The organism is Lentzea californiensis, from assembly GCF_024648825.1.
Taxonomy (GTDB): domain Bacteria; phylum Actinomycetota; class Actinomycetes; order Mycobacteriales; family Pseudonocardiaceae; genus Lentzea; species Lentzea californiensis.
Window position 1 is genome coordinate 187,670 of record NZ_JANBBE010000010.1, and the last position, 22,443, is coordinate 210,112.

The following is a 22,443-nucleotide window of genomic DNA, read 5'->3' on the forward strand; positions in this document are numbered from 1 at the left end:
AAGAATGATGTCGGGAATTTGTCCGGTTGGGGAGAGTGCATCGTGACCAAAGCGGGATTGCGCGCTTTGCGGCGTCGGTTGCTGACGCCGAAGAGTTCGGAGGCCACGCTCGCAGTACGTGGATTTCACCACAAGAACGAAGCCTCGAAGGAACTGCTGGAAAGCGTCGGCCGGAACTTCCTCTTCGGGTTCGCGACCGCTGTCGAGGCGCGCGCACCCGCGGAGGCGGAGCGGCTCCTCGACACCGTGCCCCCGCAGTTCCGCGGCTTCGCCTACGAGGGCGCGGGCATGGGGTTCGCCACGCTCGACGCGCTGCCGTTCGGCGGCGGCGGCCGGGTGGCGGAGTTCCTCGCGGGAGCCGGCGGGAAGCACGTCTACATGGTCTACGTCGGGGTCGGCTGGGCGATGGCCCGCGTGCCGAGGTTCCGCTGGCCGAAGCTCGCGGTGAGCGACGAGCTGCTGCAGTGGCTCCTGATGGACGGCTACGGCTTCCACCAGGCGTACTTCCACACGGAGAAGTACGTGCACCGGCACTACCGCGAACCTGACTTCCCGTGGCCGTTCAGCGGCCCGGCCTGGTACGCGAACCGCGCGATCGACCAGGGCATCGGGCGGGCGCTGTGGTTCGTCGGAGGAGCGGACGCCGCCCAGGTCGCCGAGCTGATCGACGGCTTTCCCGACACGCGCCGGGCCGACCTGTACGCGGGTGCCGGCCTCGCCGCGACCTACGCGGGCGGTGCTGGGCCTGAGGAACTGCGCTGGTTCGCCGAGCACTCGGGGCGCCACCGCGCGGTGGTCGCCCAGGGCAGCGCGTTCGCCGCGGAAGCACGCGCCCTCGCCGGCCTGACCATCGACCACACGCACGTCGCCACCGAGATCTTGTGCGGCACCGGCGCGGACGAGGCCGTGGACCGGGTTCGCGCACTCAAACCGGCCGGGCCTTCCCACAACGACGTGCCCGCCTACGAGCTGTGGCGGCGCGGCTTCGCCGAGCAGTACGTCCACTCAGGAGGTGTGGAGCAGTGAGCTGGACCCGCAAACAGCTGCCGGGAATCCTGGCGCTCGTTCTCGTGTTGGTGACCTTCCTGATGGCCCGGCTGCCCGCCGCGTCGCATGCGGAGAAGCGCGACGTGGCGAGCGGTTACGGCTTCACCCCGATGTCGATCTCGCTTCCGGGCGGGTTCGACCAGCAGACGATCCGCAAGGTCAACAAGGACTACCAGCACATCGACGGCTGGATCTCCTCGGTCGGTGCGGCGATCGCGATGAACGACCTCGACGGCGACGGCCTCGACAACGACCTGTGCGTCGTCGACCCCCGGATCGACCAGGTCGTCGTGACGCCGGCACCGGGCGCGAAGGAGGAGCGCTACGAGGCGTTCGCGCTCTCACCCGGCACCCTGCCGATGAACGACGTGATGGCGCCGATGGGCTGTGTGCCCGGCGACTTCAACGAGGACGGCCGCACGGACCTGCTGGTCTACATGTGGGGCCGCACCCCGATCGCGCACATCGCGAAGGACGGCCAGGACAAGCTCACCAGTGGCTCCTACACCGCCACCGAACTGGTGCCCGGCGCGAACGCCACGTCCGGTCGCTACACCGGTCCGCAGTGGAACACCAACGCCGCCGCGGTCGCCGACTTCGACGGTGACGGCCACGACGACATCTTCATCGGCAACTACTTCCCGCACGGCCCGGTGCTCGACTCGTCGATCAGCGGTGGCGTCGAGATGAACGACTCGATGTCGGCCGCCTACAACGGCGGCGTGAACTACTTCCTGCGCTGGAACTCCACGTCGGCGGGCGTGCCCCGCTACGACGTCCAGGACGGCGTGCAGGACGCCGACGCCTCCAAGGGCTGGGAGCTCGGGGCCGCGGCCGCCGACCTCGACGGCGACCTGCTGCCGGAGCTGTACCTGGCCAACGACTTCGGCCCGGACCGCATGTACCACAACAGGTCCACTCCGGGACGCATCGAACTCGCGCTGGTCGAGGGCGTGCGCACCGCACTCACCCCGAAGTCGAAGGTCGTCGGCCACGACTCGTTCAAGGGCATGGGCGTCGACTTCGGCGACCTCAACCAGGACGGCGTCTACGACATGTTCGTCAGCAACATCACCACGTCGTACGGCATCCAGGAGAGCAACTTCCAGTTCATGTCCCAGTCCGGGGACAAGAACGTGCTGCGCGCCAAGCTCTCGAACGACGAGGCGCCGTGGGAGGACGTCAGCGCCCCCGCCGGCACCGCGTGGTCGGGCTGGGGCTGGGACGTCAAGATCGCCGACTTCGCCAACTCCGGCGAACCCGCGATCGCCCAGGCGACCGGCTTCGTCCGCGGTCAGGTCAACAGGTGGCCCCAGCTGCAGGAACTGGCCACCTCCAACGACCTCGCGCTGCGCCACCCCGTCTCCTGGCCGCGCGTCACGGTCGGCGACGACGTCGGCGGCAACCACCGGCTCGCGTTCTACGTCAAGGACGGCGACCGGTACGTCGACATCGCCGAACAGCTCGGCCTCGCCATCCCGGTGCCCACCCGCGGCATCGCGACCGGGGACGCGGACGGCGACGGCAAGCTCGACTTCGCCGTGGCACGGCAGTGGGCGGAACCGGTGTTCTACCGCAACTCCGGCCCGTCGCAGGGCAGCGCTCTCACGTTGCGGCTGTGCCACGAGGGCGGATCGCCCGCGGTCGGCGCCCAGGTCACCGCGACCACCAGGGAGGGCCGCACGTTCATCGGCCACGTCGACGGCGGTGGCGGGCACTCCGGCAAGCGCGGTCACGAGGTCCACATCGGACTCGGCAAGACGGACGGACCCGTCGAGGTGCGGCTCAACTGGCGCGACCGCTCGGGGCAGACCCGCGAGCACACGCTGACGCTCGAACCCGGCAGGCATCTGATCGAACTCGGCTCCCAGGCTAAGGAGAGGTGACGGACGTGACGGACGTGGCGGCGACCGTGCCCCGGCACGACCCGAAGGTCGTCAAGGCACTGCGCAACTTCGCGATGTCGATGACGGTGTTCAACATCATCGGCTACTCCGTGCTCGGATTCGAGCAACCGTGGCTGTGGCCGTTCATCGCGCTGCTGACCGGCTACACCGTCGAGATCGGGCTCGAGCTCGTCGGGTCCAGGATGGACGGACGGCCACCGAGGTTCCTCGGTGGCGGTGTGCGAGGCGTGGTGGAGTTCCTCTACCCGGCGCACATCACCAGTCTCGCGATGAACATGCTCATCTACGTCAACGACCAGGTCTGGGTGATGATCTTCGGAGTCACCGTGGCCGTCGGTGCCAAGTGGGTGCTGCGGGCACCGGTGCGAGGCCGGATGCGGCACTACATGAACCCGTCCAACTTCGGCATCGCGATCATCCTGCTGATCTTCCCGTGGGCGAGCATCGTTCCCCCGTACCACTTCACCGAGAACACCACCGGCTTCGTCGACTGGCTGATCCCGGCGATCATCCTCACCGCGGGCACCATGCTGAACATGAAGCTCACCGGCCGGATGTGGTTGATCCTGTCGTGGCTGTTCTTCTTCGTGGTCCAGTCGGTGGTCAGGGGAATCCTGTTCGGCACGTCGATCCCCGGCGCACTGCTCACCATGACCGGTGTCGCGTTCGTGCTGTTCACGAACTACATGATCACCGACCCCGGCACGAGTCCGTCGAAGCCGATCTCGCAGATCGCGTTCGGCGGTGGCGTGGCCCTCGCGTACGGCTTCTTCACCGGAGTGCACATCGCGTACGGCCTGTTCTTCGCGACGGCGCTGGTGTGCCTGATCCGCGGCCTGTTCCTGTGGGGCATCCACTTCGTGAACAAGGCACGGGAGCAGCACGAGGCGGCCCAGGCGCTGGCGGCGAAGGAAGCCGAGAGCACCACGGAGAACGGCAAGGTCGTCTCGCCTCCGTCGACACTGGGCAAGGAGGTCGTACCGGCATGACCAGGATCGCGATCGTCGGTGTGGCCTGCCGCTACCCGGACGCGGTGTCGGCTGAGGAGCTCTGGGAGAACGCGCTGGCGGGCCGCAGGGCCTTCCGGCGGCTCCCGGACGAGCGGATGCGGCTGGAGGACTACTGGGACCCGGACCCCTCGACGCCCGACCGCTTCTACGCCCGCACCGCCGCCGTCATCGAGGGCTACGAGTTCGACCGCGTGGCACACCGGATCGCGGGCAGCACCTACCGCTCCACCGACCTCACCCACTGGCTCGCGCTCGACACGGCGGGCAGGGCGCTCGCCGACGCGGGGTTCGCCGGCGGTGAGGGGCTTCCCCGCGAACGCACCGGTGTCGTGGTCGGCAACACGCTCACAGGGGAGTTCGCGAGGGCCAACCTGATGCGGCTGCGGTGGCCGTACGTGCGCCGCACGGTCGCCGCGTCGCTGAAGGCCCGCGGCTGGGCGGACAGCGAGCTGGAAGGCTTCCTCGCCGACCTGGAGACCACGTACAAGAACCCGTTCCCCGCCATCGACGAGGACAGCCTCGCCGGCGGCCTCGCCAACACGATCGCAGGCCGGGTCTGCAACTACTTCGGCCTCAACGGCGGTGGCTACACCGTCGACGGCGCCTGCTCGTCGTCGCTGCTGTCCGTGGCGACGGCGGCGGGCCGGCTCGCGGACGGCGACCTCGACGTCGCCGTCGCCGGTGGAGTCGACCTGTCGATCGACCCGTTCGAGATCGTCGGGTTCGCCAAGACCGGAGCGCTCGCGCGGTCGGAGATGCGGGTGTACGACCGCGGCTCCAACGGCTTCTGGCCGGGCGAGGGCTGCGGCATGGTCGTGCTGATGCGCGAGCAGGACGTCCAGCCGCACCAACGGGTCTACGCGACCGTTGCCGGCTGGGGCATCTCTTCCGACGGCTGGGGCGGCATGACCCGGCCGGAGGTGAGCGGTTACCGGCTCGCCCTGGCCCGCGCCTACGAACGGGCCGGGTTCGGCGTCGACACCGTGCCGCTGTTCGAGGGTCACGGCACCGGCACCGCGGTCGGTGACGCGACCGAACTGCGGGCGTTGTCGCAGGCCCGTGCGGATGCCGACCCGGCGGCGCCCCCTGCCGCGATCAGCACCATCAAGGGCATGATCGGCCACACCAAGGCGGCGGCGGGCGTGGCCGGTCTGATCAAGGCCGCGCTGGCGTTGCATCACCAGACGCTGCCGCCGACGATCGGCTGCGTCGACCCGCACCCCGTGCTGACCGAGGACGCGGCGACCCTGCGGGTCCTGCGCAACGCCGAACCCTGGCCTGCCGGTGCTCCGCTGCGGGCCGGCATCACGGCCATGGGTTTCGGAGGCATCAACACCCACGTCGTCCTGGAGTCGTCGGCGCCCTTGCGGGCACCCGACGCCCGTGCGCTGGAGATCTCCGCCGCCGCGCAGGACGCCGAGGTGCTGCTGCTCGACGCCGAGTCCGCGGAGTCGTTGCGGGCCAGGCTGACCGAGCTGGCCGAGTTCGCGGCACGGGTGTCCTACGCGGAACTGGGTGACCTCGCGGCGACGCTGCACGCAGAGTTGGCGGACCGGCCGTACCGCGCCGCCGTGGTGGCGCGGTCGCCCGAGGACGCAGTGCACGGGCTCAACCGCGTGCTGGAGGCGGCCGACTCCGGCGCCGTCACGTGGTTCGGGCCGGATGGCCGCGGTTTCCTCGGCCACGTCACGGAACCGGCGACGGTCGGGTTCCTCTTCCCCGGCCAGGGATCCGGCCGGGGCACCAGCGGCGGCGCGATGCGGCGGCGGTTCGCGGCCGCGCGGGAGGTCTACGAACGGGCCGCGCTGCCGGCGTCCGGTGACATGGTCGCCACGTCCGTCGCCCAGCCGCGGATCGTCACGGGGTCGCTCGCAGGGCTGCGCGTGCTGGCCGGTCTCGGTGTCACCGCGGACGTCGCGGTGGGGCACAGCCTCGGCGAGATCACCGCACTGCACTGGGCAGGGGCGATCGACGAACGGACGTTGCTGCGCGTGGCCTCCGTGCGTGGCGCGACCATGGCCGAGCACAGCGCCTCCGGCACGATGGCGAGCCTCGGCGCCTCAGCGGACGTGGTGAGCGAACTCGTTCGCGAGCTGCCGGTGGTGATCGCCGCGTTCAACGGTCCCAAGCAGACGGTCGTCGCGGGGACGGACGCGGCGGTGGCCGCCGCGGTGGAGGCGGCGGCGCGGGAAGGTGTGCAGGGGACCGCGTTGCGGGTCTCGCACGCGTTCCACTCGCCGCTCGTGGCCCCGGCGGCCGACGCGTTGCACACGAAGCTCGGTGCCGAGACGTTCACGGAGATCAGCGGGCACGTCGTGTCCACCGTGACCGGCGAGACGCTGGCGGCCGACACCGACATCCGCGAGCTGCTGCGTGCCCAGATCACCGATCCGGTGCTGTTCTCGCAGGCGATCGGTGTCGCGGCCAAGGACGCGGACCTGCTGGTCGAGGTCGGTCCTGGCCGGGTGCTGACGACGCTGGCCGCCGACGTCGGGCAGGTTCCGGTCGTCGCGCTGGACACCGACGACGAGTCGCTGGTGTCGCTGCTCGGCGTCGTCGGTGCCGCGCACGTCACCGGAGCCGCGCTGAACCCGGCCGCCCTGTTCGCGGACCGGCTGGTGCGGCCGCTGCGAGTCGGCCAGGAGTTCTCGTTCTTCGCGAGTCCGTGCGAACAGGCGCCGGGACTGTCGGTCGGCGCCGGCAACCTCGTCGTCACGGCCGTCGCGGGCATGACCGTCGTCGGCACCGCGACATCCACGGTGGACGTGCTGCGGGAGATGGCCGCCGCACGGGCCGAACTGCCGAGCGAGGCGGTCGCCCCGGAGAGCAGGCTGCTCGACGACCTGCACCTCAGCTCGATCACCGTGGGCCAGCTCGTCAACGAGGCGGCCCAGCGGCTCGGGGTGCCGCCCGCCAGCGCGCCGACGAACTTCGCCACCGCGACCGTGCGGGAACTGGCCGACGCGCTGGACGACCTGGGCGCGACCGGGAGGGAGACCGACGCCGCGGCGACCGTCGTCACGGGCGCCGGACCGTGGGCGCGGGCGTTCGTCGTGGACGACGACCCGGTGCCGTTGCGGCCCGTCGCCGCTCAGGAGGACGACGGCCAATGGCAGCTCTACGCCGAGGACGCCCACCCGTTCGCTGAACGGTTGCGGCGAGACCTCGAACGCGGCTCGGCGGGCGACGGTGTGCTCGTCTGCCTGCCCGAGGTGTGCGAGGAACGGCACCTGGAGCTGGCTTTGCGGGGCGCGAAGTCCGCGGCCGCACGCGGTGACGGCAGGTTCGTGCTGGTGCAGCACGACGCGGGTGCGGCGGCCATGGCGAAGACGCTGCGGCTGGAAGCTCCGGGCGTGCGGGTGACCGTCGTGCACCTGTCCGCAGGCGCGAGCTCTGACGTCGTTCTGCCGGAGGTGCTGGCCACCACGGCGTTCAGCGAAGTCCGCTACGACAGCCAGATGACCCGCACGGTGCCGACGATGCGGGCACTGCCGGTGTCGCCGTCCGCCGAGATCCGGCCGCTGACCGACACCGACGTGCTGCTGATCACCGGCGGCGGCAAGGGAATCACCGCCGAGTGCGCGATCTCGCTCGCGCAGGAGTGGGGGGTGCGGCTGGCCGTCGTCGGCAGGTCCGAGCCCTCCGCTGACGCCGAGCTGGCCGCGAACCTCGACCGCATGAGGGCCAGGGGCATCGAGGTCGCCTACGCGGTGGCCGACGTGACGGACGCAGAACGGATGCGTGCCGCTGTGAGCGAGCTGGAAGCCGTGCTCGGCCCGGTCACCGCCGTGCTGCACGGCGCCGGGCGCAACGAACCGGCCGCCTTGTCCACAGTGGATGCGGGCCGGCTGCGGTCGACGATGGCACCGAAGATCGACGGGCTGCGCGCGGTGCTCGGCGCCGTCGACGCGGGCGCGTTGCGGCTGCTGGTGACGTTCGGCAGCATCATCGGCCGCTCGGGCCTGCGCGGCGAGGCGCACTACGGCACCGCCAACGACTGGCTGGCGGCGCTCACCCGCGAGTTCGCGGACGGCCACCCGTCCTGCCGGGCCCTGTGCCTGGAATGGTCGGTGTGGTCCGGTGTCGGCATGGGGGAGCGGCTGGCCGTGGTCGAGTCGCTCTCCCGGGACGGCGTCGCGCCCATCCCACCGGACGAGGGTGTCCGGATCCTGCGGCGGCTGCTCGTCGATCCCGAGACGCCGGACGTCGTCGTGGTCAGCGGGCGCACCGAAGGCGTCGACACCGTGCGCCACCACCTGCCGCCGTTGCCACTGCTGCGGTTCGTGGACAAGCCGCTGGTCCGCTACCACGCCGTCGAGCTCGTCACCGAGGTCGAGCTGAACGCGGGCACCGACCTCTACCTCGCCGACCACCTGCTCGACGGCAACCTGTTGTTCCCCGCCGTCTACGGGATGGAGGCGATGACCCAGGTCGCCGCGGCGGTCACCGGACACGAGTCGACGCCCGAGCTCTCCGGGATCCGGTTCCTGCGACCGATCGTGGTGCCGCCACGCGGGACCACGACGATCCGGATCGCCGCCGTGGTCACCGCCGACGACGTGGTGGACGTCGCGATCCGCAGCTCGGAGACGGCGTTCGAGGCGGACCACTTCGTGGCCAGGCTGTCGTACGGGAAGACTTCGCCCTCAGGGGAAACCGTCCCGGACGCGGGGTTGCCGCCTGTCGCGCTCGACCCGGCGACCCAGCTGTACGGCGACACCATGTTCCAGGGCCCGAGGTTCCAGCGGCTGCGGCGCTTTCACGAGGCCCGCGCCCGCGACGTCGACGCCGACGTGGCGGTGAGCGCGCACCCGGACGGGTTCGCGGGGTACCTGCCCGCCGACCTGCTGCTCGCCGATCCGGGCATGCGGGACGCGTTGATGCACGGCAACCAGGTCTGCGTCCCGGACGGCACGCTGCTGCCGGAACGGATCGACCGCGTGCACCCGGCGGGCGCCGGCATCGGCGCGAGCGAGGTGCGGATGCGTGCCACCGAACGGCACCGCGACGGCGACACCTACGTCTACGACATCGCGGTGTTCGACGGCGACGAGGTCGTGGAGCGGTGGGAGGGCCTGCACCTGCGTGCTGTGCGGCGCAAGGGATCCGCCGGCCCGTGGGTGGCCCCGCTGCTGGGCTCCCACCTGGAGCGGGAGGTCGAGGACCTGCTGGGCCACCGGGTCGCGGTGGTCGTGGAGCCCGATCGCGAACCCGGGACCGACCGGGCCACCAGGCGCAGGAGCACCGCGCTCGCGGTGAGCCGGCTGCTGGGACGGGAGACCGAGGTCCGTTACCGGGCCGACGGACGGCCGGAGGTGGACGGCGGGCTGACCGTGTCGGCGTCCCACGCAACCGGGGTCACCCTCTGCGTCGCGGCGGATCGCGTCACGGCCTGCGACCTGCAGGAGGTGGTCGGGCAGGAGGACCAGGTGTGGCAGGGACTTCTCGGCCGCCGGCACCGCACGGCGGCGTTGCTCGCCGAGGACGGTGAGCCGTTCGCGGTGGCGGCCACGCGCGTGTGGTCGATCGTCGAGTGCCTGCAGAAGGCTGGTCTCTCGCTCGACACACCGCTCACGCCGGAACCGGGTGGGCCGCGGGGCTGGCGGGTCTTCACGGCGCCGGGACTGCGGATCGCGACGCTGGTGACGTCACTGCGCGGGGTCGCGAACCCCGTCGTGGCGGCGGTGCTGCTGGTGGAGGGGAGCTGACGTGGAGTCGTACTTCGAGATCAGGCACACGGTCGGATTCGAGGAGACCAACCTCGTCGGCAACGTGTACTACGTGAACTACCTGAGGTGGCAGGGCCGGTGCCGGGAGATGTTCCTCGTGCGGCATGCGCCCGAGGTGCTGGCCGACCTCCAGGACGACCTGAAGCTCTTCACGCTGAAGGTGGACTGCGAGTTCTACGCCGAGCTCACCGCGTTCGACGAGCTCGCGGTCAGGATGACGCTGGTCGAGCTGGCACAGACGCAGGTCGAGTTCGGCTTCGACTACGTCCTGGTCGGCGCGGGCGGAGCGGAGAAGCTCGTGGCGCGGGGAACCCAGCGGGTGGCGTGCATGCGCGGCCCGAACAACGCGACCAGGCCGGCGCGGGTGCCGGACTCGCTGCGTCTCGCGCTCGAGCGTTACGCGCCGGTGGCGGCCTGATCATGACGGGGGAGAACTGCATGGACGAGTTCGAAGACCCGAAGACGCTGCGGCGTGTGTTCGGCACGTTCGCGACCGGCGTCACCGTGGTCACCGTCGGAGGCGCGTCACCGCACGGCATGACCGCGAACTCCTTCACGTCCGTGTCCCTCGACCCGCCGCTGGTGCTCGTGTGCGTCGGCCGGGACGCGTCGATGCACGGGCACCTCACCGCCGCAGGGGCGTTCGGGGTGTCCGTGCTCGCCGCGGGCCAGGAGGACGTCGCGCGGCATTTCGCCAGCCGGTGGCGGCCGGCAGGCCGTGCCCAGTTCGACGCGGTGGACTGGGTGCCGGGCAACCGGATCGACGCGCCGCTGATCGGCGGCGCGCTCGCCCGGTTCGAGTGCACGCTGTGGCGGACCTACGACGGCGGCGACCACACGATCTTCCTCGGCCGCCTCCTCGCGACCGACGGCCCGGCCGGCAGCAACGCGTTGCTGTTCCTCAACGGCACCTTCCACGCACTGGAGCGTTCCGGTCTGTCGGCCTGAAGTACCTGGGCACCAACGAGAAGAAGGCGGGCCGTCACTGGCGGCCCGCCTTCTTCTCGTCTCGTTCAGCTCGCCCGTGGAGCCTCCAGCGCGGTGGTGCGGACATCGAGCAACGCCATGAGCACCGGCGGGTCGATGGCCGACATGGGGCGCAGGACGACGTCCACGACGTGCGCCATCGTGCTGCTCGACACGACCAACGGCCCATGTGAGCCCACGGACGGCATGCGGTCTGCCGTGTGCTCACTGCCCGGTGGGACGGTGTGGATGAGCAGGTACCAAGCACCCTCCGGCACGTTCTCCAGCACGAAGTGACCCGGCCCCGGCAGCACCGCGCAGCTGACCGGCGCGCCTTGCGGGATCGGGTCGCGAAACAAGCCGACGAACGTGGGGCCGGGCTCGCACTCGGCCGGGCAGTAGATCCGCCCGCTGACCGAGCTCGTACGGCGCAGCATGATGTTCTTGCGGTTGTCGACGGAGATGCGCGTCGTGCGGCCACGCAGCTGCCGGTACTCGCTGGGGGAGAGTCCGACGCTGATTTTGAACCGCGAACTGAACGTGCCGGGACTGTTGTAACCGACCCGGTGGCTGATCTCCGTGACTCTCAGATCGGTCGCCACGAGAAACCGTTTGGCCTCTTGCAGCCGCAACGCCGAGAGAAAACGCGCCGGCGAAACTCCGGTGACCCGCTGGAACACTCGCGTGAAGTGGAACTTGCTGAACATCGCGACCTTGGCCATGTCGTCGATGGTTATCCGCTCGCCGAGGTTCGTCTGCATGGCATCCACTACCCTGGCCACTGCTTGTTCACCGAGCTTGTCCATTGAGTCCCCCGATTCCGCCATTGCGGTGACTGTGGTGGATTCTCCAGTTGTTGGGAAAGTGCGTTGGAATCACTCCAACCGAAGCTAGCAGCGGGCAAAACGCCAGGCAAGGTGCGATTCCGGCATAGCGCACCGCTCTTTTCCTCACTCTGGGTAGGCGATTGAAGTCCCTTATGTTGCCTCTGCGTTTTGGTTATGAACGGAACGCACGGGCGTGCGGTGCCGGGGAACAACGCAGGTTGCTCTGTGCGGTCCAGCGATGTGGACCGCTTGGAGTTGTGGGCCCGCTCCCAGAGGTGTCGTGTTCTTTGTCGCTCTCCGTGCGCAAAAGGGGATCGTCTCATCTGGTGAGTTGATCTCCAATTCATCGAGACCGCAATCGGGGAGATGCGCCGTTCGGACGACGCTCGCGAGAATGGAGTCCGCGGAAAGCCTTGGTCGTGCATTGACTGCCTTCCGTGTCTTCCGCCGAACGGGTTGTTCGGCCGGTGAAAGTCATTGCTCGCACCATCGCCGGGCGCTCGCCCGACCGAAGAGGACAGGAGGACGCGCACGTGACCGCCACCGAAACGGAGACTTCCCAGATCGACGTCACGACGATGACGTTCGAGGCGTTCGCGGACACGATCGTGCCCGGCGAGAAGAGGTGGCCGGACGACGTCGCGGTCGCGGGGGCGAGCGCCGGTCCCGGTGCCGTCGCGGCCGGCGCCATCGAACTGCTGCGCATGCCCGAAGGCGGAATGGCCGCGTTGCTGGACCCGCTCGCGGGTCTGCTGAACACGCACGCGGCCACGTACGCGGCCGAGCACGGCGCTGAACTCGATCCGGCCCTGCCGGCGTTCGTCGCACTGCCGTTCGCGGACCGCACCGCCCTGGTGCAGCTGCTGACGACACCCGGCCACCCGGAGAAGGAGGTCTGGGTCGGTATCGCGCTGTTCAGCAACATGGCCTTCGACACCGGTGCCCACATGCACACCACCGACGCGATCGCGGCAGGTCATCCCGGGCTGCTGACGATCGGGTTCGCCCCGCCGAACCCCGACGGGGTATGGCGCTTTCCCGACTACACCTACGGCAAGCCGCTCGCGCGCCGCCACCCGGACACGACTTCTTCAGGGAGCCCGGCATGAGTTCGTCCACAGTGGAACAGACGGACGTCGTGGTGATCGGCAGCGGGTTCGGCGGGGCGATCACCGCCTACCACCTCGCGGCCGGAGGCGCGCGGGTCGTCCTGCTCGAACGCGGGCCCTGGCTCCAGGCTGACGAGTTCGACCACGACTTCCGGCTCGGCTCGTCCTCCACCCGCGTGTTCGAGTTCGTCGTCGGTGACGGCATGAGCGTCCTGAGCGGCAACTGCGTGGGCGGCGGCAGCGTCGTCTACTTCGCCGCCATGCCGCGGGCGCCGCGCTTCGTGTTCGACCGCCAGGGCTCGATCGGCAGGCGGATGTGGCCCGCCGCGATCACCAGGGACAGCCTCGAGCCGTGGTACGACCGGGTCGCCGAGGCGTTGCCGATCAGCACCACCGACTGGGACACGATGACCTACGGCGGTGGGCTCTTCGGCGCGGCCTGCGCCCACTCCGGCCGCACCGCGAATCCGGTGCCTGCCGCCATCGACACCGCGCTGTGCACCAACTGCAACTGGATGATGTCCGGCTGCAAGTTCGACGCGAAGCGCTCACTGCTGCTGAACTACCTGCCCGCGGCCCTCGCCCACGGCGCGGAGATCCGGCCGTTGCACGAGGTCCAGCAACTGTCCATCACAGACGGTGGCGGCTATCGCGTGCACTACAACGTGATCGACGGCGAGGACTACCGCGTGTCCACCGGCAGCGGCACGATCGACGCCAAGATCGTGATCCTGGCGGCCGGCGCCGGCGCCACACCCGTGATCCTGCAACGGTCCGAGCCCACGCTCGGCGCGATGCCCCACGCCGCCGGCCGGTACTTCTCCGGCAACGGCGAGCGCCTCAACACCGCGATCCTCAACGAGGACAGGGTGCGCGAGGTGCTGGGCATCAGCGTCGACGAGGCGGTCACCTACCAGGCCAACCAGATCGGCCGCGGCCCGTGCGTCGCGAGCTGGGACCGGCTCGACGGCTCGCTGCCCGAGTACTCGCGGTTCTCGCTGGAACAGCTGTACTTCCCGCCCGGCCTCGGCACCATCCTCGCCCAGGCGCCCGACGCCACCGGCCCGAGCTGGTTCGGCGTGGAGAAGAAGGAGATCCTGCGCCGCTGGAAGTCGTGGCTCACCATCTTCACGATGTCCGAGGACGACAACGAGGGCGTCTTCGGCCCACCGCCACCGACCGGCAACGCGCACCGCATCTCCCAGCAGATGCTCGGCCGCGGCACGATCAGCTACCGTCCGACCGAGAACACCCTGCGCGGCTGGGCCGAGTCCGACGAGGCCGTGCGCGACATCCTGGAACGCGACGGCATGTCGCGCGTGATGCCGTGGACGAACGACGTCGTGGGCGCGTACACCGTGCACCCGCTGTCGTCGTGCCGCATCGGCGACGACCCCGCGACCTCGGCGCTGGACGAGAACCACGAGCTGCGCGGGCATCCCGGCATCTTCGTGACCGACGGGTCCGCGGTGCCCGGCGCGCTGACGGTAAACCCGGCCATGACGATCGCGGCTCTGGCCGAACGTGCCGTGCCGGCGATCGTGCGGGCGGCCCGGCAACGCGGCGTCGACGTGTCCTACGGAGCGCCGTCGCCGGACGGTGAGACGTCAGCGCGCAATGGTGTCCTGCCACTGGTCTCACATCTGGTGACCGAATGACGGCGGCACTCGCTCCTGGTCCGCCGCGGCGGGCGACCCTCGCGGTGCTCGCGAAGATGGCCAGGAACCGGCTGAGCGTCATGTCGTCCATGTCCGCGCACTACGGCGACGTCGTGCGGCTGCCCTTGGGCCCCAAGACGCTGAACTACTTCAACCACCCCGACCACGCGAAGCACGTGCTCGCCGACCACGCGGCGAACTACGTCAAGGGCATCGGCCTGACGCACGCCAGGCGCGCGCTCGGCGATGGCCTGCTCACCAGCGACGGTGAGCTGTGGCGCAAGCAGCGCAAGGTGATCCAGCCGGTCTTCCAGGCCAAGAGGATGGCGCGGTACGCCGGAGTGATCGCCCAGGAGGCGGAGGACGTGGCCGCACGGCTGGGTTCGGCGCGCGGGCAGACCGTCGACATCCGCGCGGAGATGACCGATCTGACGTTGCGGGTGCTCGGCCGGGTGTTGCTCGACGCGGACCTGGGTGAGTTCCACACGCTCGGGGCGTCGTTCGAGGCGGTCCAGGACCAGGCGATGTTCGAGATGATGTCGCTGAGCGCGGTGCCGACCTGGGTGCCGCTGGGACGTCAGCTCAGATTCCGGCGGGCGCGAGCCGACCTGCAGCGCGTGGTGGACAGGCTCGTCGCCGACGGGGAACGGGCGGGCAGCGACGACGTGGTGTCACGGCTCGTCGAGTCGACGCGCGCGGAGACCGACCCGGCCGTCGGGCGGCGCCGGATGCGCGACGAGCTCGTGACGTTGCTGCTGGCCGGTCACGAGACCACGGCGAGCACGCTGAGCTGGGCGTTCCACCTGCTCGACCGGCATCCGCACGTGGCCGCCGCTGTGCACGACGAGGTCGTCGGCGCACTGGAGGACCGCATGCCGGAGTTCGAGGACCTGCACGCCCTGCCCTACACGTCGGCCGTGCTGCAGGAGGTCATGCGGCTGTACCCGCCGGTGTGGATCCTGCCGCGCCAGGCCAGGGAGTCCGACGTGATCGGCGGCTACCGCGTGGAGGCCGGCGCGGACGTGCTGATCTGCCCGTACACGCTGCACCGGCACCCGGCCTTCTGGCCGGACCCCGAGAGGTTCGACCCCGGTCGTTTCATGGGGGACGCGGCGGGACGGCCCACCTACGCCTACATCCCGTTCGGTGCCGGGCCGCGGTACTGCGTCGGCAACCACCTCGGGATGATGGAGGCGACGTTCGTTCTGGCCACCGTTACCAGGGCGTTGAAGCTCACGGGGGTGCCGGGACGTGCGGCGGTGCCGGAGCCGATGCTGACGTTGCGCATGCGGGACGGCCTGCCGATGACCGTGTCCAGCTGGTGAACACAACAGAAGTGCCGATGGCTCCCGGCCATCGGCACTTCTGTTGTGTCCTCAGTGGACTGTTGCGGCCTTCCGCTCGCCGAGGTGGCGGGCGGCGGTCAGTGCCGCCAGTGACAGCAGGCCGAGCAGGTCGCGGTCCTCTGGTTGCCGTTCCCGGAACTGGGCGACGTCGCGGTCGCCGACCTGGTGCGGCGCCAGCGCGGTGAGCAGGGCGAGCCGGGCGGAGGGAACGGACTTCCGGCCGAGAGGCCGCAGGTGTTCGTCCACCCAGGCCGCGCTGACGCCCTGGGGCTCGCCGAGCAGGCTCGTGACCACGGTGTCGAGCGTGTGGTGGGTCTCGTCGGGGACGTGAGCGGCCGCCGCGGCCGTTTCGGTTGCCAGGGCGGCGAAAGCGGAAGCGACCGCAGGCGAACCCGCCGCCCATCCGAAGCCCTCCGGCGGCGCGGTGCCGGAGGGCAGACCGGTGGCGCGACCGGCCTCGTTCCGCGCGTTGACCTTGCCCGCCATCATCCTGCCAGCGACGCGCCGGGCGATGGCCTTGGCCCTCGGGGGACCGGGCAGGAACGTGCCGTCGAGCAGGACGTTGATGACCCGGTTGAGGAAGTGGAAGTACACCAGGACACCGACGTACTCGGGTGTGTGAGCGGCGGGGAACGGTGGTCGTGCCGATATCTCGGCCCAGGTGGCGAACGGCCGCAGGTTCGCGTCGAGTTCGTCGCCGCTGCCGCCGGACAACAGCTGCGTCGCGAAGGATCCGGCGCCGCCGCCGTAGAGCATGATCGCGTGGGCGTCGACGCAGTAGGTGCACTGGTTGAGCCGGGACACGGTCGCGGCGACCGCCTCCTTGCTGACGCGGGACGCCGTCCCCGCCAGCAGAGGTTCGCGGAACGCCGCCCACGACGCGGCGAGCAGTTCCGGTGCGGCGGAGAACATCGTCACCGCCTCGACGAGCCGGCCGACCTCCTTCGTGGACTGCGTGTAGACCTCGCGAACCAGGCCGGTGGCCTGCTTCGCCGGGACGACGTCGACGTGTTTGACGATTCCGGACATGGCGGCCTCACCGGAAGTAGTTCTGGACGCGCTGGCGGAAGACTTCGTACGCGGGCACGGCGCCGTCCTCGGGAAGGTTCTCGATTTCCTTCGCGGCGATGTCCGAACAATCCTCCGCGCTGCGCCCGCAGAACACCTGGGCAGCCATTTCGCTGTGCGGCGTGACGATGTCCGCGACCACCCGGGCACGCATCGCGAAAACCGCACCCTGGGCGACCTCCGGCAGGAAGGCACCGGCTCCCTCGACCAGTTTCCCGAGTTCCTGCTCGGTGACTCCGCCCGCATAGGAGGCGGCCAGGCCGGCGCCGCTGAGCAGGTCCGCGCGTCTGTCCTGGGGGAATCGTCTGATGCTGTCGAGGAGCCGATCGACGTCGCCGCCGTGGATGAACCACATCGCGCGCCCGATGCCGTGGTCGATCACCCGGTTCGTGTACGCGGCAGGCCCCGGCCACGGGAGGCGCCCGGGGACCCGGTGGTTCTCGACCCACGTCACGTGGTCGAAGTAGGCGAGGTGGAAACCGTAGCCATCCATGATCAACCAGCTGAGCGACGGGTGGTCGGCGAGCTTGCGCGCGTCGGGAAGGGCCCTTGACCAGAGCATTCGCGGCAGCCTGGCCAGAGCGAAGCCAACACCGATGTAGGCCATGAAGATGTGCTTCGACGCCGGCGCCGAGGTGAAGTCGGGCCCGGCGAGGAACCGCTCGACGTTGCTGCGGCCGGGCAGCGGGGTGAGGGCGTCGCGGATAGCCAGCGCCATCGTGGCACCCTCGTAGGCGAACCCGCGGTATTCCCGGGACAACGCGTCGAGGCGCACGATTATCGAGTCGTGGTCTTTGTGTTCGATGCCGAACTCAAATCCGAAAACGAGCTGGAGAGCGCTTAATTCGAGCTGAGTGCGTGCGGGTGTGTCCACGGCGAACCCGCGCCGGTCGAAGAGGACGTCCGAAGCGTCCGGGGTGATAAAACGTTTGCGAATCAGTCCCGAAGTCGTCATTTCCGGTGGGACCTCCTCTTGAAAAGGCGATTATCCACCGTTCAATGCTGGCACACCACCCGCTGGGGCGCTTCTCTCACGTTGCTCCCGATTATCGCAAATCATCGGACAACGGCGATGCGCGGTATCCGGACAATTCTACGAACCGGCCGGCGACTTCGCGAGTGCCGTCGCGCGGACGGCCGCGGCCATGCTCGCCCAGGCGGTGAGCCCGATCAGCGCGGTGTCGTCCGCGCGGACGTTCCCGATCACCTCGTCGTCCACCTGGTACGGCGCGAACGCGGTCAGCAACGCCAGTCTGGCCGCCGCCCGGTCGCCCGGTCCGACGCGGTCGGCCGCGTCCCACGCCCAGGCCCGGCTCAGGCCCTTCGGCTTCCCGTCCCACGTGGACAGTTCGCCGGCGAGCAGAACCCTGACGGCTGAGGGGATCTCCACCGCGTCGAACACGGCTTTCGCGCGAGCGAGGGCGTTCGCGACGTGCGGGCTGCTCGCTGCCCACGCCAGTTCGCCGGGCAGAGGTGCTTCCGGCAACGGGTTGCGGCCCGGTGGTGCGGCGCCGGCGGCCGCGATGAGGCCGGTGAGCATTCCCGTGACCGGCCCGAGCAGCCACTTCGGCGCGTACGGCGGCATCGGCCGTTCGGTGAGGAAGACGCTCACCATCCGGTTGAAGTACTGGAGCGTCGTCGCGACGCCGAGCGCCTCCGGCAGTTCGTCGGCGCCGAAGCGCCCGGCGTCCGCGAGATCCACCGTCGTACCGCCGAACTTGGCCATCGTCGAGGTGTGGACGGTGACGCAGTAGGGGCACCTGTTGGCCTCGGACACCGCCGCCGCGACGGCCTCCTTGGTGCCGCGGTCGAGGAGGCTCGGTGCGAGCACGATCTCCCGCAACATCACCCAGGACGCCCGCAGCACCTCGGGCGCCGCCGCGTGCAGCACGACAGGGGGCGCCAGCACGCCGAACTCCCGCTCCACCTCGCGATAGACCTCCAGGACCTCGGGCCCGGCCTGGCGGAAGGAGACCGGCGTGACGTGACGGACCTGGGCGAGGGAGAGGCCACGCAGAGCCGTGCGGAGCAGAGAGCGCGCCATCCGAGCCCCCAAAGGTTGCATGATGCTACTCACTGGGAACGCTACGGTACGTCGGTTCGATCACGCAACCGACGGTTTACCATGGGGAATGCTCGGACGAACGTACGACGACCAGGTCTGCTCGGCCGCCCGCGCCCTGGAGGTGGTGGGCGAGCGGTGGACGTTGCTGATCGTGCGGGACGTGCTGCTGGGCACCGTGCGCTTCGACGGCCTGCTGACGAGCCTGGGCATCGCGCGCAACGTGCTCAGCGACCGCCTCACCCGGCTGGTGGAGCACGGTGTGCTGGAACGTGTTGCCTACCAACAACATCCGCTCCGCTATGAATACCACCCGACCCCGGCCGGCCGCGAGCTCGCGGTCGTCGTGGTCGCGTTGATGCAGTGGGGCGACCGGAACGTGCCGTCGCCGGAGGGGCCGCCGCGCACCGCGCTGCACGCCACCTGCGGGAGTGAGCTGGTCGCGTGCCTGGTGTGCCCGGACTGCGGCAGTCCGGCCCGTGCCGGTGAGGTGACGATGAGGTCGAACCGGTCCTGACCGGCCCCTATCGAGGCACTACCGCCGAGCCGTCCCTCGATTCGAAGCCGCGTGAGTACTCGGCAGCGAACTCGTCGCCCAGCCGCTGCCGCACCCCGGCCTCCACCCTGTCCCGATCCGCCCGCTCCGCCGGCGGCAGCGTGGCCCCGACCGAGCGCCGGGCCGCCGCCGCCGCGCCGAGCAGCCGAGCCGCCTCGGCCGGCAGCGAGTCGGCCAGGCACGCCCCGGCCAGGCCCTCCATCGCCACGGCCACCGCGCGCTGGTCACCCAGTGCGCGGGCGACGGTGAGTCCTTCCAGATGCCTGGCCCTGGCCGCCTCGGCGTCGCCGCGTTGTTCGGCGACGAAACCGAGTTCGGTGAGGATGAGCCACAACCCGATGCCCGGCTCCCAGTCCCACTCCAGCACTGTGCGCAGGTGGTTCTCGGCGGTGTCGAGGTCCCCCGCGCGCCGGGCGATGACGCCCAGGTTGATCTCGGCGAAGATCTGGCCCGGCTTGTAGCTCTGCTCGCGGGAAAGCCGCAGGGCGCGTTCGTTCAGTTCGCGGGCGTGGGCGTGGTCGCCGCGCAGCATCGAGGCGCGGCCCAGCCAGCTCAGGCGGTCCGCGGCCTGCGGCCACAGCCGCAGTTCCTCCGCCATGCGCAGGCCGTCGCGGTGCAGGCGGGTCGCCTCCTCGTAGTCGCCCTCGATCTCGGCCAGTCCACCCAGCGCCTCGGTCGCGCGCAGCTGGCCCCACTGGTCGCCGAGCTCCCGGAACAGCGCGAGGCTCTGCGAACCGTTGCGCCGCAGGGACTCCAGATCGCCTCTCGTGTGCGCGCGGATCGCCTGCAGGCTCAGCGTCGCGGCGACGCCCCAGCGGTCGCCGAGCGCGCCGAACGTCTCCTGCGCGCGGTTCACCAGGTCCTCGCTGGTGGACTGGGCACCGAAGTCCGACTCGACCAGGCCGAGGAAGAACTGGGCGAACGCCTTGCCGTGCGGGTCGTCCAGCGAGTCGAACGCGGCGAGGGCGGCGGCTCGTGCGGCCGCTCGGTCCGCCACGTCGCTGCCGAGGAACGTGATGCCCGCGTGCCACGCCGTGGCCCGGGCTCGCGCGGCCGTGCGCGTGGTGTCCAGGGTCAGGGCTGAGGACAGGGCCCTGCGTGCCTCGGACAGCCGGCCCCGCAGGTACCAGTACCAGGCCAGCGCGTTGACCAGCCGCAGCGCATCGGGGCCGGAAGCGGTGTCGAGTGCGGTGCGCAGGTTCGCGGACTCGGCGTCGAGGCGTTCGAGCCACAGTCGTTGTGCGGGCCCGCGCAAGTGTGGTTCGGCGGTCTCGGCCAGCTTCGTGTAGTAGCGCCTGTGAGCGTCTTGCACGGCTTCGGTCTCGCCCGCCTCGGCCAGCCGTTCGCGGCAGTAGGCGGCGACCGACTCGAGCAGCCGGTAGCGGGTGCCGTCCGGCGTGTCGACGACGGTGACCAGCGATCGGTCCACCAGTCCCGCGACCGTGTCCAGCACGTCGGCCGCCACCGCCGTCCCGCCCGCGCACACCGCCTCGGCCGCGGCCAGCGTGCAGCCGTCCGAGTGCGCGGCGAGCCGGCGCAACACCGCCCGTTCGACCTCGGTCAGCGGCTCCCAGCTCCAGTCGATCATCGCCCGCAACGTCTGCTGGCGCGGCGGCGCGTCGCGGTATCCGGCTGCGAGCAGGCGGAACCTGTCGTCCAGCCTGGCCAGCAGTTCGCGCAGCCCCAGCGACCGCGCCCTGGTCGCCGCCAGCTCCAGCGCCAGCGGCACCCCGTCGAGCCGCGTGCACAACTCGGCGACGGCGCCGGCGTTGCTCGCGTCCAACACGAACGAGGGTGCTGACCGGGCGACGAACAGCCGCACCGCGCTCGACCGCTCCACGACGTCCGGTGACGTGCCGGGCGGCGGCAGGTCGAGCGGCGCGACCGTCCACACCGACTCGCCCGCGATGCGCAGGGGTTTCTGGCTGGTCGTGAGCACCCGCAGGCCCGGCGCGGCGGCGAGCAGCCGTTCGGTGAGCGCCGCGACCTCGGTCAGGACGTGCTCGCAGTTGTCCAGCACCAGCAACATCCGCCGTGCTCGCAGAGCCTCCGAGAGCACGTCGGTGTTCGGCACGTCCCTGATGCCGAGTCCCGCCATCACCGCGCTCGCGAGCAGACTGCCGTCGGAGATCGTCGCGAGCTCGACGAGCCGAGCGCCGTCCGGATACCGCTCGGCCGTGCGGGTGGCCACCTCCACCGCGAGGCGGGTCTTGCCGACACCACCCGATCCGGTGAGCGTGACGAGTCGCGACGACCCGAGCACCGCGCAGACGCCCACCAAGGCCTCCTCCCGGCCGATCAGCTCGGTGAGCGGCACCGGCAGGGAGGTGCGGCGCCGGAGGGGAGGTTCGAGCGACGGGTCGTGGCGCAGGATCGACCTGTGCAGCTCGGCCAGCTGCTCGCCGGGGTCGAGCCCCTGCTCGTCGCGCAGCAGTGCCCTCACCTCGCGGAACGACGCCAGCGCCTCACTCTGCCGCCCGGCCCGGTACAGGGCCAGCATGTGCAGCGCCCGCAGCCGTTCGCGCAGGGGATGGGCCGCGACGAGATCGCCGATCCGGCCGAGCAGCGCGGCGTGGTCGCCCAAGTCCAGTTGGGCCTGCCCGAGTTCCTCGGCGGCCACCAGCCGGTCCTCCTCCAGCCGGGTGATCTCGGCGCGGGCGAACGTCTCCCCGGCGAAGTCCGCGAACGCCGCCCCGCGCCACAGCCCCAGCGCGCCGGTCAGCAGCCGTGCCCGTTCATCCGGGTCGGCGCTGGTGCGCGCGGCGGCGGTGAGGGCGGCGAACCTGTCGGCGTCCACGGCGTCCGCGCCGGTCCGAAGCACGTATCCGGGGCGTTGCGAGGCGACGAGGTCCCGCGCGCCCGGTTCACCGGCCTCCAGCGCCTGGCGCAGCTTGGAGATCTTCGTCTGCAACGCGCCCGTCGGGTTCACCGGCAGTTCGTCGCCCCACAGGTCCTCGATCAGCGTCGTGGCGGACACCGGACGGTTGCGGTGGGCCAGCAGGTTCGCGAGGAGCGCCCGCACCTTCGACTCGGGGATCTCGACCGGGCGGCCGTCGGCGGTTCGGACGGCGAGCGGCCCGAGCACCGCGAACAACATGCGCACACGATAGCGGCCGAAAGGATTCCGACAGTGCGGACGCGCAGGGTGAACCGGATCG

15 protein-coding genes are annotated in these 22,443 nt (G+C 70.5%); 10 read left to right on the forward strand and 5 right to left on the reverse strand.

What is annotated here, in order from left to right:
• Nucleotides 1–42: 42 nt before the first annotated feature.
• From LX88_RS31205 to LX88_RS31230, 6 genes are all read left to right on the forward strand, one after another.
• The gene (locus tag LX88_RS31205) at nt 43–1,026 is read left to right on the forward strand and encodes a DUF1702 family protein (protein ID WP_258951350.1); all 984 of its coding nucleotides are present in this window, start codon (nt 43–45) and stop codon (nt 1,024–1,026) included.
• Nucleotides 1,027–1,088: 62 nt separating this feature from the next.
• On the forward strand, nt 1,089–2,933 hold the full coding sequence (locus LX88_RS31210; protein ID WP_258951491.1) for a CRTAC1 family protein: 1,845 nt from the start codon (nt 1,089–1,091) through the stop codon (nt 2,931–2,933).
• A 5-nt stretch (nt 2,934–2,938) separates the two neighbouring features.
• Nucleotides 2,939–3,943: an enediyne biosynthesis protein gene (locus tag LX88_RS31215; protein ID WP_372511452.1), complete on the forward strand. Its 1,005-nt coding sequence runs from the start codon at nt 2,939–2,941 to the stop codon at nt 3,941–3,943.
• The gene (locus LX88_RS31220) at nt 3,940–9,672 is read left to right on the forward strand and encodes a type I polyketide synthase (protein WP_258951351.1); all 5,733 of its coding nucleotides are present in this window, start codon (nt 3,940–3,942) and stop codon (nt 9,670–9,672) included. Before LX88_RS31215 ends, LX88_RS31220 begins: the two co-directional genes overlap by 4 nt.
• Nucleotide 9,673: 1 nt before the next feature.
• Nucleotides 9,674–10,111 carry an acyl-CoA thioesterase gene (locus tag LX88_RS31225; RefSeq protein ID WP_258951352.1) on the forward strand — a complete coding sequence of 146 codons (438 nt, stop codon included), beginning with the start codon at nt 9,674–9,676 and terminating at the stop codon, nt 10,109–10,111.
• Nucleotides 10,112–10,131: 20 nt separating this feature from the next.
• Complete coding sequence (locus tag LX88_RS31230; protein WP_258951353.1) at nt 10,132–10,641, forward strand: flavin reductase family protein; 510 nt, start codon at nt 10,132–10,134, stop codon at nt 10,639–10,641.
• Nucleotides 10,642–10,706: 65 nt separating this feature from the next.
• Here LX88_RS31230 and LX88_RS31235 read toward each other — a convergent pair whose 3' ends face one another.
• Nucleotides 10,707–11,441: a helix-turn-helix domain-containing protein gene (locus tag LX88_RS31235; protein ID WP_308203471.1), complete on the reverse strand. Its 735-nt coding sequence runs from the start codon at nt 11,439–11,441 to the stop codon at nt 10,707–10,709.
• Nucleotides 11,442–12,064: 623 nt separating this feature from the next.
• On the opposite strand from LX88_RS31235, the gene LX88_RS31240 reads away from it, so the two are divergent.
• From LX88_RS31240 to LX88_RS31250, 3 genes are read left to right on the forward strand one after another with little or no spacing between them, the layout of a single operon-like run.
• Nucleotides 12,065–12,595: a DUF5987 family protein gene (locus LX88_RS31240; protein ID WP_258951494.1), complete on the forward strand. Its 531-nt coding sequence runs from the start codon at nt 12,065–12,067 to the stop codon at nt 12,593–12,595.
• On the forward strand, nt 12,592–14,253 hold the full coding sequence (locus LX88_RS31245; protein ID WP_258951354.1) for an FAD-dependent oxidoreductase: 1,662 nt from the start codon (nt 12,592–12,594) through the stop codon (nt 14,251–14,253). The genes LX88_RS31240 and LX88_RS31245 overlap by 4 nt, the downstream gene beginning before the upstream one ends.
• Nucleotides 14,250–15,578 carry a cytochrome P450 gene (locus LX88_RS31250; RefSeq protein ID WP_258951355.1) on the forward strand — a complete coding sequence of 443 codons (1,329 nt, stop codon included), beginning with the start codon at nt 14,250–14,252 and terminating at the stop codon, nt 15,576–15,578. Before LX88_RS31245 ends, LX88_RS31250 begins: the two co-directional genes overlap by 4 nt.
• A 51-nt stretch (nt 15,579–15,629) precedes the next feature.
• Here LX88_RS31250 and LX88_RS31255 read toward each other — a convergent pair whose 3' ends face one another.
• The 3 genes from LX88_RS31255 to LX88_RS31265 form a co-directional block, all read right to left on the reverse strand.
• The gene (locus LX88_RS31255; protein ID WP_258951356.1) at nt 15,630–16,628 is read right to left on the reverse strand and encodes a carboxymuconolactone decarboxylase family protein; all 999 of its coding nucleotides are present in this window, start codon (nt 16,626–16,628) and stop codon (nt 15,630–15,632) included.
• Nucleotides 16,629–16,635: 7 nt separating this feature from the next.
• A complete protein-coding gene (locus LX88_RS31260) occupies nt 16,636–17,622 on the reverse strand; it encodes a DUF1702 family protein (RefSeq protein ID WP_258951357.1) in 987 nt (328 codons plus the stop codon).
• Between the two features lie 138 nt (nt 17,623–17,760).
• Entirely contained in the window at nt 17,761–18,711 is a 951-nt protein-coding gene (locus LX88_RS31265) for a carboxymuconolactone decarboxylase family protein (protein WP_258951358.1), read from the reverse strand.
• Nucleotides 18,712–18,799: 88 nt separating this feature from the next.
• Between LX88_RS31265 and LX88_RS31270 the strand changes: the two genes are divergently transcribed.
• A complete protein-coding gene (locus LX88_RS31270) occupies nt 18,800–19,246 on the forward strand; it encodes a winged helix-turn-helix transcriptional regulator (protein WP_258951359.1) in 447 nt (148 codons plus the stop codon).
• Between the two features lie 7 nt (nt 19,247–19,253).
• Here LX88_RS31270 and LX88_RS31275 read toward each other — a convergent pair whose 3' ends face one another.
• The gene (locus LX88_RS31275) at nt 19,254–22,382 is read right to left on the reverse strand and encodes an AfsR/SARP family transcriptional regulator (protein ID WP_258951360.1); all 3,129 of its coding nucleotides are present in this window, start codon (nt 22,380–22,382) and stop codon (nt 19,254–19,256) included.
• Nucleotides 22,383–22,443: the final 61 nt, after the last annotated feature.

What these genes read in the sequence shown, in the direction of transcription:
- LX88_RS31210 (WP_258951491.1), top strand. Translation starts at nt 1,089, where the DNA reads ATGGCCCGGCTGCCCGCCGCGTCGCATGCGGAGAAGCGCGACGTGGCG.
- LX88_RS31220 (WP_258951351.1), top strand. Translation starts at nt 3,940, where the DNA reads ATGACCAGGATCGCGATCGTCGGTGTGGCCTGCCGCTACCCGGACGCG.
- LX88_RS31230 (WP_258951353.1), top strand. Translation starts at nt 10,132, where the DNA reads ATGGACGAGTTCGAAGACCCGAAGACGCTGCGGCGTGTGTTCGGCACG.
- LX88_RS31240 (WP_258951494.1), top strand. Translation starts at nt 12,065, where the DNA reads ATGACGTTCGAGGCGTTCGCGGACACGATCGTGCCCGGCGAGAAGAGG.
- LX88_RS31245 (WP_258951354.1), top strand. Translation starts at nt 12,592, where the DNA reads ATGAGTTCGTCCACAGTGGAACAGACGGACGTCGTGGTGATCGGCAGC.
- LX88_RS31250 (WP_258951355.1), top strand. Translation starts at nt 14,250, where the DNA reads ATGACGGCGGCACTCGCTCCTGGTCCGCCGCGGCGGGCGACCCTCGCG.
- LX88_RS31255 (WP_258951356.1), bottom strand. Translation starts at nt 16,628, where the DNA reads ATGTCCGGAATCGTCAAACACGTCGACGTCGTCCCGGCGAAGCAGGCC.
- LX88_RS31260 (WP_258951357.1), bottom strand. Translation starts at nt 17,622, where the DNA reads ATGACGACTTCGGGACTGATTCGCAAACGTTTTATCACCCCGGACGCT.
- LX88_RS31265 (WP_258951358.1), bottom strand. Translation starts at nt 18,711, where the DNA reads ATGGCGCGCTCTCTGCTCCGCACGGCTCTGCGTGGCCTCTCCCTCGCC.
- LX88_RS31270 (WP_258951359.1), top strand. Translation starts at nt 18,800, where the DNA reads ATGCTCGGACGAACGTACGACGACCAGGTCTGCTCGGCCGCCCGCGCC.
- LX88_RS31275 (WP_258951360.1), bottom strand. Translation starts at nt 22,382, where the DNA reads ATGTTGTTCGCGGTGCTCGGGCCGCTCGCCGTCCGAACCGCCGACGGC.